General features: G+C 59.9%; 12 protein-coding genes. 7 read left to right on the forward strand and 5 right to left on the reverse strand.

What is annotated here, in order from left to right; all coding sequences use genetic code 11:
* Positions 1 to 61 precede the first annotated feature (61 nt).
* From GN234_RS05620 to fabI, 6 genes are read left to right on the forward strand one after another with little or no spacing between them, the layout of a single operon-like run.
* Positions 62 to 1888, forward strand: a complete 1827-nt coding sequence (locus GN234_RS05620; protein ID WP_176689559.1) for an extracellular solute-binding protein — start codon at positions 62 to 64, stop codon at positions 1886 to 1888.
* Entirely contained in the window at positions 1885 to 3741 is a 1857-nt protein-coding gene (locus GN234_RS05625) for an extracellular solute-binding protein (RefSeq protein WP_176688046.1), read from the forward strand. The genes GN234_RS05620 and GN234_RS05625 overlap by 4 nt, the downstream gene beginning before the upstream one ends.
* A gap of 4 nt (positions 3742 to 3745) precedes the next feature.
* The gene (locus GN234_RS05630) at positions 3746 to 4819 is read left to right on the forward strand and encodes a microcin C ABC transporter permease YejB (RefSeq protein WP_176688047.1); all 1074 of its coding nucleotides are present in this window, start codon (positions 3746 to 3748) and stop codon (positions 4817 to 4819) included.
* A gap of 1 nt (position 4820) precedes the next feature.
* Positions 4821 to 5840 (forward strand): ABC transporter permease, encoded by a 1020-nt coding sequence (locus tag GN234_RS05635; protein WP_176688048.1) that lies wholly within the window; start codon positions 4821 to 4823, stop codon positions 5838 to 5840.
* 1 nt (position 5841) lies between these two features.
* Entirely contained in the window at positions 5842 to 7452 is a 1611-nt protein-coding gene (locus GN234_RS05640) for an ABC transporter ATP-binding protein (protein WP_116832174.1), read from the forward strand.
* A 19-nt stretch (positions 7453 to 7471) separates the two neighbouring features.
* Positions 7472 to 8266: an enoyl-ACP reductase FabI gene (fabI, locus tag GN234_RS05645; protein ID WP_053153864.1), complete on the forward strand. Its 795-nt coding sequence runs from the start codon at positions 7472 to 7474 to the stop codon at positions 8264 to 8266.
* A gap of 85 nt (positions 8267 to 8351) precedes the next feature.
* Here fabI and GN234_RS05650 read toward each other — a convergent pair whose 3' ends face one another.
* The 3 genes from GN234_RS05650 to GN234_RS05660 form a co-directional block, all read right to left on the reverse strand.
* Complete coding sequence (locus GN234_RS05650; RefSeq protein ID WP_176688049.1) at positions 8352 to 8765, reverse strand: hypothetical protein; 414 nt, start codon at positions 8763 to 8765, stop codon at positions 8352 to 8354.
* Between the two features lie 7 nt (positions 8766 to 8772).
* Complete coding sequence (locus GN234_RS05655; protein WP_109756028.1) at positions 8773 to 9594, reverse strand: lipid II-degrading bacteriocin; 822 nt, start codon at positions 9592 to 9594, stop codon at positions 8773 to 8775.
* A gap of 204 nt (positions 9595 to 9798) precedes the next feature.
* Positions 9799 to 10761: a GGDEF domain-containing protein gene (locus tag GN234_RS05660; protein WP_176688050.1), complete on the reverse strand. Its 963-nt coding sequence runs from the start codon at positions 10759 to 10761 to the stop codon at positions 9799 to 9801.
* A gap of 137 nt (positions 10762 to 10898) precedes the next feature.
* Between GN234_RS05660 and GN234_RS05665 the strand changes: the two genes are divergently transcribed.
* Complete coding sequence (locus GN234_RS05665) at positions 10899 to 11723, forward strand: helix-turn-helix transcriptional regulator (protein WP_163854002.1); 825 nt, start codon at positions 10899 to 10901, stop codon at positions 11721 to 11723.
* 23 nt (positions 11724 to 11746) lie between these two features.
* Here GN234_RS05665 and GN234_RS05670 read toward each other — a convergent pair whose 3' ends face one another.
* Positions 11747 to 12334, reverse strand: coding sequence for a LysE family translocator (locus GN234_RS05670; RefSeq protein WP_109756025.1), 588 nt, complete (start codon positions 12332 to 12334; stop codon positions 11747 to 11749).
* Positions 12335 to 12488: 154 nt separating this feature from the next.
* Positions 12489 to 12989: a hypothetical protein gene (locus GN234_RS05675; RefSeq protein ID WP_176688051.1), complete on the reverse strand. Its 501-nt coding sequence runs from the start codon at positions 12987 to 12989 to the stop codon at positions 12489 to 12491.
* Between the last annotated feature and the right edge of the window lie 36 nt (positions 12990 to 13025).

Raw genomic sequence — 13025 nt, forward strand, 5'->3', positions numbered from 1 at the left:
TACAGGTCATAAAAGCCCAAGCCGCCTGGTTCGGATCTCAGATTTGACACGTCCCCTCCTCCTGCTCCTGCTCCTGCTCCTGATCAGCCTGGCCTTGAGCTTCCCCGCCAGCGCAACCATCAGCGAAAGCCATGGCTATGCGCAGTTCGGCACGCTCAAGTATCCGGCCAGGTTCACCCACTTCGACTGGGTCAACCCGCAAGCGCCCAAGGGCGGAGTCTTGCGGGTCATGGCATTCGGCACCTTCGATACGCTCAACCCCTATACATTCAAGGGCAGCAGCCCGGTTTCCACGCCCAATTTCCTGCAATACGGCATCAATGAGCTGAACGAACCGTTGATGGTCGGCACCGGCCAATACGCCCCGTCCGGCGATGAGCCGACGTCCAGCTATGGCCTGATCGCCCAATCGGTGGAATACAGCGAAGACCGCAGTTGGGTGGTGTTCAACCTGCGACCCGAAGCACGGTTTCACGATGGCGTGCCGATCACCGCCTATGACGTGGCGTTCTCCTACAGGACGCTGCTCAAGGAAGGCCATCCGCAATACCGCACCAACCTGCAGGAAGTGCTGCGGGTCGACATTCTCAACCCGCTGAAAATCCGCTTTGTCTTCAAGCGTGCGGGCAATCCGTTGCTGATCCTGCGCCTGGGCGAACTGCCGGTGTTGCCCCAGCACTACTGGAAAGACCGCGACTTCAAGGCGACGACCTTCGACCCGCCCCTGGGCAGCGGACCTTATCGCATCACCAAAGTACAGCCAGGCCGCCAACTGGTGTTCGAACGGGTCAAGGATTACTGGGGGAAGGACCTGCCAGTCAATCGCGGCAAATACAACGTCGACCGCATGGACGTGGAGTTCTATCGCGACAGCGAAGTGGCCTTCGAAGCCTTCAAGGCTGGCGAGTTCGATATCTACATCGAACACCAGGCCAAAAACTGGGCCAACGGCTATGACTTCCCGGCGATCAAGCGTGGCGACGTGATCAAGGCGCAGATTCCCCACCAGATCCCGACCCAGACCCAGGGCCTGTTCATGAACACTCGGCGCGCTACGTTTGCCGAGGTCAAGGTGCGTGAAGCCCTGGGGCTGATGTTCGATTTCGAGTGGACCAACCGCACCCTGTTCAGCGGCGCCTACAAGCGCACCCTCAGTTACTACCCCAACAGCGAATTCTCCGCTACCGGCCTACCGGTGGGCCATGAATGGCTGTTGCTCAAGCCCTACCGGGAACAACTGCCGGCCAAACTGCTCACCGAACCCTTCAGCTTGCCCAGGACCGATGGGCGCGGCATTCCCCGGGAAACCCTGCGCAAAGCCTTGGGGTTATTGAAGGAAGCCGGCTGGACCCTCAACGGCCAACGCCTGCTGAACGCCGACAGCCAGCCCCTGAGCTTCGAAATCCTGCTGGTGAACCCGAACCTGGAGCGCATCCTGCAACCCTACGTCGAGAACCTCGCCAGTATCGGCATCCAGGCCCGGCTGCGCACGGTGGACCGCGCCCAGTACAAGCAGCGCCTGGACCAGTTCGACTTCGACATGATCCTGCTGACCTTGAACCAGACCCTCAGCCCGGGCCTTGAGCAATGGCAGTACTTCCACTCCAGCCAGGTCGGGGTCAAGGGCAGCAAGAATTACGCCGGGATCGCCAACCCGGTGGTCGACCATCTGCTGGAAAAGCTGCTCGCCGCCCAGACCCGCGACGAACAGGTCGCCGCCGGCAAGGCCCTGGATCGCGTGCTGCTGTGGCAGCATTACTGCATCCCCAACTGGTATCTCAATTATCATCGCCTGGCGTACCGCAACCGGTTCGCCTTCGTCACCACGCCGCCCTACACCCTGGGCCTGAGCGCATGGTGGCTGAAATCTTCGGAGAAAGATCAATGAAGCCTTTGCGCGCCCTGCTCCTGCAGGCCAGCAGCCTGTTATTCGCCGGGCTGGCCTGTGCCGCGCCACAGCATGCCGTGACCTTGTACAACGAGCCACCGAAATACCCGGCCGACTTCAAGCATTTCGACTACGTCAACCCGGACGCACCCAAGGGCGGCGTGTTTCGCCAGGGCGGCTTCGGTGGCTTCGACAGCCTCAACCCGTTCATCAGCAAAGGCGTGCCCGCCGATGACATTGGCCTGATCTACGACACCCTGGCCAAGCAGGGCCTGGACGAACCGTTCACCGAATATGGCCTGATCGCCGAAAAAATCGAGAAAGCCCCGGACAATGGCTGGGTGCGCTTCTACCTGCGCCCCGAAGCTCGCTTCAACGACGGCCATCCGGTGCGCGCCGAAGACGTGGTCTTCAGCTTCCAGACCCTGACCAAGGACGGCGCACCGATGTTTCGCGGCTATTACAACGACGTCGCCGAAGTCATCGCCGAAGAACCGCTCAAGGTGCTGTTCAAATTCAAGCACACCAATAACCGCGAACTGCCGCTGATCCTCGGCCAACTGCCGGTATTGCCGAAACACTGGTGGGCCGAGCGCGACTTCAGCAAGGGCAACCTGGAGATCCCCCTGGGCAGCGGTCCCTACAAGGTCACCGAAGTGAAGGCCGGTCGCTCGATCCGCTATGAACGGGTGAAGGACTATTGGGGCAAGGACTTGCCGGTCAATCGCGGCTTCTACAATTTCGACGTGCTGGTCACCGACTACTATCGTGACAACACCGTCGCGGTCGAGGCCTTGAAAGCCGGGCAATTCGATTTCTGGCTGGAAATGACCGCCAAGAACTGGGCCAATGCCTACAACATCCCGGCCGTGACCGAAGGCCGGTTGATCAAGGAACAGATTCCCAACGGCAACCCCACTGGCATGCAGGGCTTCGTCTACAACCTGCGCCGTCCGATCTTCCAGGATGTGCGGGTGCGCAAGGCCTTGAGCCTGTTGCTGGATTTCGAGTGGACCAACAAGCAACTGTTCAACGGCGCCTATGCCCGTACCCGCAGCTACTTCGAGAATTCGGAAATGGCCGCCACCGGCCTGCCCGGCGAAGACGAGTTGAAAATTCTCGACCCCCTGCGCGGCAAGATTCCCGAGCAGGTCTTCACCGAAGCCTTCCAGCCTTCGGTGTGCGACGGCAGCGGCATGCTCCGCGACCAGCAGCGCAAGGCTTACCAATTGCTGCAAGAAGCCGGCTGGCGCATCGTTAACGACAAAATGGTCGATGCCCAAGGCAAACCGGTGGTGCTGGAATTCCTGCTGGCCCAGACCGAGTTCGAGCGGGTGCTGCTGCCGTTCAAGCGCAACCTGAGCGACCTGGGCATCGAACTGGTCATCCGTCGGGTAGACGTGTCCCAGTACATCAACCGCGTACGCTCCAGGGATTTCGACCTGGTGGTGGGCAGCTTCCCGCAATCCAGCTCGCCGGGGAATGAACAACGCGAATTCTGGATGTCCGCCGCCGCGGACAAACCCGGCAGTCGCAACACCATGGGCCTGAAGGACCCGGCCGTGGACCAACTGGTGGAACAACTGATCAACGCCGATTCGCGCAAGAGCCTGGTGGCCCACGCCCGGGCACTGGACCGGGTTCTGCAATGGGGCTACTACGTGATCCCCAACTGGCACATCAAGACCTGGCGCGTGGCCTACTGGAATCACATCGGTCACCCGAAAATCACGCCGACCTATGACATCGGCACCACGACCTGGTGGGTCAAGCCGGACACCAAGCCTGCCATCGAAGTAGAGAAACAAGTCATGGAACAACAGATCAACGCTGCCCCCGCGAGCGTGGAGTAACCCGATGCTGGCTTATATCTTCCGGCGACTGCTGCTGATCATCCCGACGCTGTTCGGCATCCTGTTGATCAACTTCGTCATCATCCAGGCCGCGCCCGGCGGGCCGGTGGAACAGATGATCGCCAAGCTCGAAGGCTTCGAAGGCGCCACCAGCCGCATTGCCGGCGGCGGCGCCGAAGTTTCGGTGGCGGGTTCCTCCTATCGCGGCGCCCAAGGCCTGGACCCGGGACTGGTCAAGGAAATCGAGCGCATGTACGGCTTTGACAAGTCGGCGCCCGAACGCCTGTGGATCATGATCAAGAACTACGCCCACCTGGACTTCGGCGACAGTTTCTTCCGCGATGCCAAGGTCATCGACCTGATCAAGGAAAAGATGCCAGTGTCCATCTCCCTCGGGTTGTGGAGCACGCTAATCATGTACCTGGTGTCGATCCCGCTGGGGATCGCCAAGGCTACGCGACACGGTAGCCATTTCGACGTGTGGACCAGTTCGGCGATCATCGTCGGTTACGCGATCCCTTCGTTCCTGTTCGCCATCCTGCTGATCGTGGTGTTTGCCGGCGGCAGTTATTTCGACTGGTTCCCGTTGCGCGGGCTGACCTCCAACAACTTCGACGAATTGAGCATGGGCGGCAAGATCCTCGACTACTTCTGGCACCTGGCCCTGCCCGTGACCGCCCTGGTGATCGGTAACTTCGCCACCATGACCCTGCTGACCAAGAACAGCTTCCTCGACGAAATCAACAAGCAATATGTAATCACCGCCAAGGCCAAGGGCCTGACTCGCCATCGGGTGCTCTACGGCCACGTCTTCCGCAACGCCATGCTGCTGGTGATTGCCGGCTTTCCTTCGGCGTTCATCGGGATCTTCTTTACCGGTTCGCTGCTGGTGGAAGTGATCTTCTCCCTCGACGGCCTGGGCCTGATGAGTTTCGAAGCGGCGATCAACCGCGACTACCCGGTGGTATTCGGCACCCTGTTCATCTTCACCCTGCTGGGGCTGGTGGTGAAACTGATCGGCGACTTGACCTACACCTTTGTCGATCCGCGCATCGACTTCGAAAGCCGGGAGCATTGAGATGAACCTGTCTCCTCTCAATCGCCGCCGTTTCGAACTGTTCAAGGCCAACAAGCGAGGCTGGTGGTCGCTGTGGCTGTTTTTGATCCTGTTCGGGCTGAGCCTGGGCGCCGAGTTGATCGCCAACGACAAGCCACTGGTGGTGCATTACGACGACGGCTGGTACTTCCCGGCCCTCAAGCGTTACCCGGAAACCACGTTCGGCGGCGAATTCCCCCTGGAAGCCAACTACAAGAGCCCGTATATCCGTGAACTGCTGGCCGCCAAGGACGCCTGGGTAGTGTGGGCGCCGATTCCGTTCAGCTACCAGAGCATCAACTACGACCTGAAGGTCCCGGCCCCGGCACCACCCTCCTCCGTAAACTGGCTGGGCACCGACGACCAGGGGCGCGATGTCCTGGCCCGGGTCATCTATGGCTTCCGCATCTCGGTGCTGTTCGCCCTGACCCTGACACTGCTCAGCTCGATCATCGGCGTGATCGCCGGTGCCTTGCAGGGCTTCTATGGCGGCTGGGTCGACTTGGCCGGCCAGCGCTTCCTGGAGATCTGGTCCGGGCTGCCGGTGCTGTACCTGCTGATCATCCTGGCCAGTTTCGTCCAGCCGAATTTCTGGTGGCTGCTGGGCATCATGCTGCTGTTCTCGTGGATGAGCCTGGTGGACGTGGTCCGCGCCGAGTTCCTGCGCGGGCGCAACCTGGAGTACGTGCGCGCCGCGCGGGCGTTGGGCATGCAGAACGGCGCCATCATGTTCCGTCACATCCTGCCCAATGCCATGGTCTCGACCATGACCTTCATGCCGTTCATCCTCACCGGTGCCATTGGCACCCTCACCGCCCTGGATTTCCTCGGTTTCGGCCTGCCGCCGGGCGCGCCGTCCCTGGGCGAGCTGGTGGCCCAGGGCAAATCCAACCTCCAGGCGCCGTGGCTGGGCATCAGCGCGTTCGCCGTGCTGGCCCTGATGCTGAGCCTGCTGGTGTTCATCGGCGAGTCCGCTCGCGATGCCTTCGATCCGAGGAAGTGATATGAACCAGGACAATCTGATCGAAGTGCGCGACCTGGCGGTGGAGTTCATTGTCGGCGAACGCCGCCAGCGAGTGGTCGAGGCGGTCAGCTTCGATATCAAGCGCGGCGAAACCCTGGCCCTGGTGGGCGAAAGCGGCTCGGGCAAATCGGTCACCGCCCACTCGATCCTGCGTTTGCTGCCCTACCCGCTGGCCCATCACCCGACCGGGACCATCCAGTACGCCGGCCAGGATTTGCTGGGCCTGAAAGAAAAGACCATTCGCCACATCCGTGGCAACCGGATTGCGATGATCTTCCAGGAGCCGATGACCTCCCTCAATCCGCTGCACTCCATTGAAAAGCAGATCAATGAAGTGCTCGGCATCCACAAGGGTTTGAGCGGCAAGGTCGCGACCCGCCGAACCCTTGAGTTGCTGGAGCTGGTTGGCATTCCCGAACCGCACAAGCGCCTGAAGGCCCTGCCCCATGAATTGTCCGGTGGCCAGCGCCAGCGGGTGATGATCGCCATGGCCCTGGCCAACGAGCCGGAATTGCTGATCGCCGACGAGCCGACTACCGCCCTGGACGTCACCGTCCAGCTGAAAATCCTCCAATTGCTCAAGGAACTGCAGGCACGACTAGGCATGTCGCTGCTACTGATCAGCCACGATTTGAACCTGGTGCGCAGAATTGCCCATCGCGTATGTGTCATGCAGCGCGGTTGCATCGTCGAACAGGCGTCGTGCGAAGAGTTGTTCCGCGCGCCGCAGCATCCGTACACTCGGGAACTGCTAGGCGCCGAACCCAGCGGCACCCCGGCAACCAATGTGGTCGGCCAGCCGCTGTTGCAGGTCGAGGACTTGAAAGTCTGGTTCCCGATCAAGAAAGGTCTGTTCAAACGCACGGTAGACTACATCAAGGCCGTGGACGGGATCCGTTTCAGCCTGCCCCAGGGCCAGACCCTGGGCATCGTCGGCGAAAGCGGCTCCGGCAAGTCCACCCTGGGCCTGGCGATCTTGCGGTTGATCGGCAGCCAGGGCGGGATCCGCTTTGAAGGCAAACAGCTCGATAGCCTGACGCAGCAACAGGTCCGGCCGCTGCGGCGGGAGATGCAAGTGGTGTTTCAGGACCCGTTCGGTAGCCTGAGCCCACGGATGTGTGTAAGCCAGATCGTCGGCGAAGGCCTGCGGATCCACAAGATCGGCACCGCAGCCGAACAGGAACAAGCGATAATCGCGGCATTGAAGGAGGTAGGCCTGGACCCGGAGACCCGGAACCGCTACCCCCATGAATTTTCCGGAGGGCAGCGCCAGCGTATCGCCATTGCCCGGGCCCTGGTGCTCAAGCCGGCGTTGATTTTGCTGGATGAGCCGACGTCGGCCCTGGACCGTACCGTGCAACGCCAGGTGGTGGAGCTGTTACGGTCGCTGCAAACCAAGTACAACCTGACGTACCTGTTTATCAGCCATGACCTGGCTGTCGTCAAAGCGCTGAGCCACCAACTGATGGTGGTCAAGCATGGCCAAGTGGTCGAACAAGGTGATGCCCGCAGCATATTCGCCGCGCCGCAACACCCCTATACACAGCAGTTGCTGGAGGCCGCCTTCCTGGCCCCAACGACTGCCGAATAACCTGAAAGAGGAGCAACACATGGGTTTTCTCGCCGGTAAGCGCGTACTGATCGTCGGTGTCGCCAGCAAGCTGTCCATCGCATCCGGCATCGCCGCCGCCATGCATCGCGAGGGCGCTGAGCTTGCCTTCACTTATCAGAACGACAAACTGAAAGGTCGTGTCGAAGAGTTCGCGCAAGGCTGGGGTTCAAGCCCTGAGCTGTGCTTCCCGTGCGACGTGGCCAGCGATGAAGAAATCGCCAAGGTCTTCGAAGAACTGAGCAAGAAGTGGGACGGCCTGGACTGCATCGTGCACTCCGTGGGCTTCGCCCCGGGCGACCAACTGGACGGCGACTTCACCGAAGCCACCACCCGCGAAGGTTTCCGCATTGCCCACGACATCAGCGCCTACAGCTTCGTCGCCCTGGCCAAGGCCGGTCGCGAAATGATGAAGGGCCGCAACGGCAGCCTGCTGACCCTGTCGTACCTGGGCGCCGAGCGCACCATGCCGAACTACAACGTCATGGGCATGGCCAAGGCTTCCCTGGAAGCCGGCGTGCGTTACCTGGCCGGTTCCCTGGGCCCGGAAGGCACCCGCGTCAACGCCGTATCGGCCGGCCCGATCCGCACCCTCGCCGCTTCCGGCATCAAGAACTTCCGCAAGATGCTGGCCGCCAACGAAGCGCAAACCCCGCTGCGTCGCAACGTCACCATCGAAGAAGTCGGCAACGCCGGCGCCTTCCTGTGCTCGGACCTGGCATCGGGCATCAGCGGTGAAATCATGTACGTGGACGGCGGCTTCAACACCACCGCCATGGGCAACATCGAAGAGTAATCTTCACGGGGCGTCCCGGCAGCAATGCAAGCCCGGTTTTGACAAAAAGAAGCGCCGCCTACCTGGTAAAAGGCAAGCGGCGTTTTTATTTCGACCTTTCGGGAGCGCCTAACAGCACCAAAGCAAAGGAAAGCGAAAACAACAGCGCCGCGACTACCCCAGAGACGGTGTCATAAGTGTAAATCACCGAGATTAACGCACCCATGAGTGACGTTAAAGAAAGAGGAGTATTCGTAAGTACATACAACCCCATGCGCAAACTGAAAGGTTGATGGTTCAGAAACACCTGGATAACACTGCCCAATCCTGTTAGCGCCACTGACGTAGCCGTCAGTATGATTAATATGACAAGGTACATCGCAACAGATGAAATACCTTGGGTATCGTTGAGATCTTCAGGATTCTCCACTGCACCGTCTGTGGCAAAGAAGAATAACATTGCACACGCCACTAATACGCAAACAACAGCGACTCCCAATCCTTGCGCACTGCGTTTCATACCCTGATCACCTTGAAAAATTAATGGGTAGCTCACCCGTAATTCGAATTTCATAATCCTGCGCTCTGGCAACTCTTCCTACTTCACGCAGGGCAGTCGTCGCTCCCTCGTCAAACGCTGCACGATGGCTGCTGGCATTCGCGTCATATCGATCTGAGTAGGCCTTGACGGTACCGGCGAATTTGAGATTACCAGAGGTATACCGAATGACTTCACCCTTAATCTGAAGCGTAATGTTTCCAAGGTAAATTCTTGCGACGTTCGAATCCTGGGCCGTCGAGTAAGGGACCTTCAGATTGATGGTAGTTACCCCCACTCCCGCAGTATTGATAATCGCCATCAAATCGGGAATTTTGTTCGGTGTTGGGCTGATACCTACTCTGTCGAGCCGAACGCTGGCAGGCTTGCCCTTGCCAAGTAACCAATGGCCAAAAGCCCTGAACGGAGTAAAGACGCCGCCGGAGAACTCCTGCTCAATTGCCATGTCTTGTGTGTTGGTGATTTTGGCTCCCTCCTTTATCCCGAGCCTCCAAGCATCCGCAGTGTTGAGGTTTGGATTCTTCAGCATTAATAGATCAGCACCATGTGCAACCTTTAAATCGCCAATAATAAAGCCGTCAAGTCCGTACCGAACAGGTCGATTGTTACGCATTTCTTGTAAATGACGTTGTAGCATTTGAGGCCAGTGACCCCGCTCGTAAGCCACGTTCCGCTCTTGGATCATTTGTCCAACCATTGCCATTGAGAAAGGAGCTGGCGCACCTCCTCTTCCACGCGAAGTGCCATATTCATCGGGATAAACAAATGTCGGGGGCAGTTCAATATTCATATGAGTACCAGTCAAGTCTAGTCATTCATAACGCTGTAGTTATGAGCCTGCATCAAATGATGCAAAGTCTCATTCTGCGTACATTCCGCCCCCTCGTGCGGTACATATATATAGCGTTACGCTGGTCCACCTATGTCATTGTTTACGAAACCTGTACCTATACCTCCAAGAATAGAAAAAGCCATGCTTGAGTACCAAGCAGTCCTACTCCCGTAGCGCCTGCTTGTGCACATACATCGCCGCATCGGCGTCAGCCAGCAGGTTGTCGATTGACCGATGGCGCTGGGCGTCGTACTCGATCTGGCCGACGCTGAACCGAATGTCGTATCCACGCTGCAACATCGCATTGCGCTCATCGAGGATTTCCTTGAGCCGCGCCATGATTGCCGCGGTCTCGACATGGGAAGAACCGGTGAGCAACGCCACGAACTCATCACCGCCCAGGCGACCGATCACATCACTCTCGCGAAACGCGATACGCAGCACATCGGCGAAGGTTTTCAGCGCGCTGTCACCCTCCGCATGCCCATAACGGTCATTGATCGGCTTGAAGTCGTTGAGGTCGAAGTACAGCAGCGTCGCCGGGCGCAACAAGCGATCACACACATTCAACGCATGCTGGGCCAACGTCCTGAAGCCGCGCCGATTGGACAGCAGCGTCAGTTCGTCCATGCTCGCCATCTGCACCGCGACCATTTCCTGCTCGGCCATGCGCGCCAGGTCGCGCAATAGTTCGCGTTCCTCATCATTGAGCTTGCGCGGCCGGGTGTCGAGCAGGCACAACGTGCCGAGCTTGCTGCCATCCTCCAGCTCGAGCGGATGCCCGGCGTAGAAACGAATGCCAGGCGCGTCCGTGACCAGTGGGTTGTCGTGGAAGCGCTCGTCCTGCTCCGCATCGCAGATCTCCAGGATCCGATCCTGCAGAATCGCATGCCCACAGAAGGAAATCTCCCGTGGGGTCTCGCTGATGTCCAAGCCGGCGCTGGATTTGAACCACTGCCGGTTGGCGTCTATCAGTGACACCAGCGCGATAGGCACGTCAAACAGACGGCGGGCAAGGCGGGTCAGGCGGTCAAACCGTTCTTCGGGTGCGGTATCAAGCAGTTTGAGCGAGTGCAGATTCTTGAGGCGAGCGGCTTCGTCGTCCGGTTTGCGTGGCGCAAGCATCGGGAACTCCATTGGCGGGACTTCATGAAGTCTAGTCCAGGACCCCTGCCGTTCAAATCGAACGGCTAAATCCAACGGGCATTTGTCGGCCAGGGCTAATACACTGCCACCCAGGTTCAAGACGAGGACGCCGACCGATGAAGCACGCCCCCCACGACGCCGCCCCTCGCTTCTGGCGCGACGCGGCCCTGCCCTTCATCGAAGCCCGGGCCATCGACGACGGGCGCAAGGTCTGCTATTCGCGCCATTCCCATGACCATTTTTCCATCGGCGCGATCACCGCCGGGCGCAGCACATACATTCACGAACAGTCGAATTTCCAGGTGGAGAGCGGCACGGTGGTGCTGATGAACCCCGGCGACGTCCATGCGTGCAATCCGATCGACGATCAGCCATGGTCCTACCTGATGCTGTACGTCGACACCCAGTGGCTTCGGGACCTGCAGCGTCGTATCGGCTTTGACGAAAACCTGGATTTCCAGGGCTTCGCCACCACCCACAGTCGCGATGTGGAGCTGTTTGCCGCCTTGGGACGGCTGTATGAGCAATTGGTGGACGAGCAGCTCGACGCGACCAGCAAGCACGCCGCCGCCGAGGCGTTTTTCATTGACCTGCAACTACGGCTCAACCCTGCCGGCCGCCCAGACCGGGGCAGCCATCCCGGCCTGATGCGTGCGGCACAGTTTATCCACGACCACTGCAGCGAAGCCTTGAAACTCGAGGACATCTGCATTGCCGCGCAACTGTCGCCGTCTTACCTGAGCCGAGCCTTCAAGCGCCATTACGGGATGACGCCCCACGCCTTCCTGGTCAACCGCCGGATCCAGTTCGCCCGACGCCAGTTGCGTGAAGGCAAGCTGATCGCTGACGTGGCGCTGGACAGCGGGTTTGCCGACCAGGCGCATTTCCAGCGCGCCTTCAAGCAACACCTGGCGGCTACGCCCGGCCAGTATCGCGGCTGAATCACACTTGCGTTCGGCCCCACTCAAGGCAACAACAGATACACCGCACTGGCCACCAACAACACCGCCATCGCCCGGTTGAACAGACGCATGGTCGCCGGGTTACCCAGCCAGGTGCGCAGAAAACTCCCGGCGTAGGCCCAGCAGCCCACCGAGACGTAGCAGATCACCAGGTAGATCGCCGCAAACTGCCACACCAGCCGCGCCTCGCCATCGGCCACGAATGCCCCCATCCCCGCCACGCAGGCCAGCCACGCCTTGGGGTTGAGCCATTGCATCAGCGCGCCATAGAACATCGAAGGCGCCCGCCCATCCTCTTCGTCGCCCAGGTGCCCGTTATCCATCGCCAGTTTCCAGGCCATGAACAATAGAAACCCCACGCCGCCCAGTTGCACCACCCGCGTGAGCCCAGGCCAGCGTTGCAGCACTTCATGCAACCCCAGCCCCATCAGTACCAGCAGCAAGACAAAGCCCAGGGTCGCACCGCCCACATGGCGCAAGGTGGCGCGAAACCCGTACCGCGCCCCGGAGCTGAGGGCCACGATGTTGACCGGTCCCGGCGTGATGGAGGCGACCAGGGCAAACGCCGCCATGGAAAATATCAGACTCATCGCATACCTTCTTTCATGTCTGTGAGGTGGCGATCAGGGTAAGTGGCCCGTTACGGCGGGTATTGAAGAAAACTGCCTAATGAGGAAAAAGCAAAACCCTCGCCCACAAAAAAGCCGCGACACCTCGATCAGGCATCGCGGCTTGTTCAGGCGATCAGCGATCGTTCTTGGTCGAAGAGCTGGTCGCGTTGGTCAGGCCCTTGGTGTTATGGGTCCCCGGCGTCGCGGTGGAAATCGCCGAAGCCTTGGTCAGGCCGCGCGTATCACGGTCCTTGGCGATGCTCGAAGTCAGCGAAGCCTTGCTGGTACGGTCAGTGCGGGTGGTGCCTGTGTGTTTGCCGCTCAGGCCATGATCGCGGGTGCGAGTGCCGGCGTGGTCGCTGGCCAATCCTTTGCCAAGGCCGCTGGAGTCGCCGGACTTGTCGTGGCCCTGGCCACCACCGATACCGCCGCCAATGCCACCGCCGTGGCCACCGCCATTGCCGCCACCGTTTCCTCCACCATTACCGCCACCATTACCGCCACCACCACCGTTACCACCGCCTGCGGCGTAGCTCGAACCGATAGGCGACAGGTCGGCAGGCAGCAAGGCCGAGGCACCCAGCGCCAAGGCACAGACAGCAACGGCAATGAGGGATTTCTTATGTTTGGACATGATGTCTCCGAAAGACAAAAACAACGGTTGAACCCT

It is taken from the genome of Pseudomonas bijieensis, assembly GCF_013347965.1.
Lineage (GTDB): Bacteria > Pseudomonadota > Gammaproteobacteria > Pseudomonadales > Pseudomonadaceae > Aquipseudomonas > Aquipseudomonas bijieensis.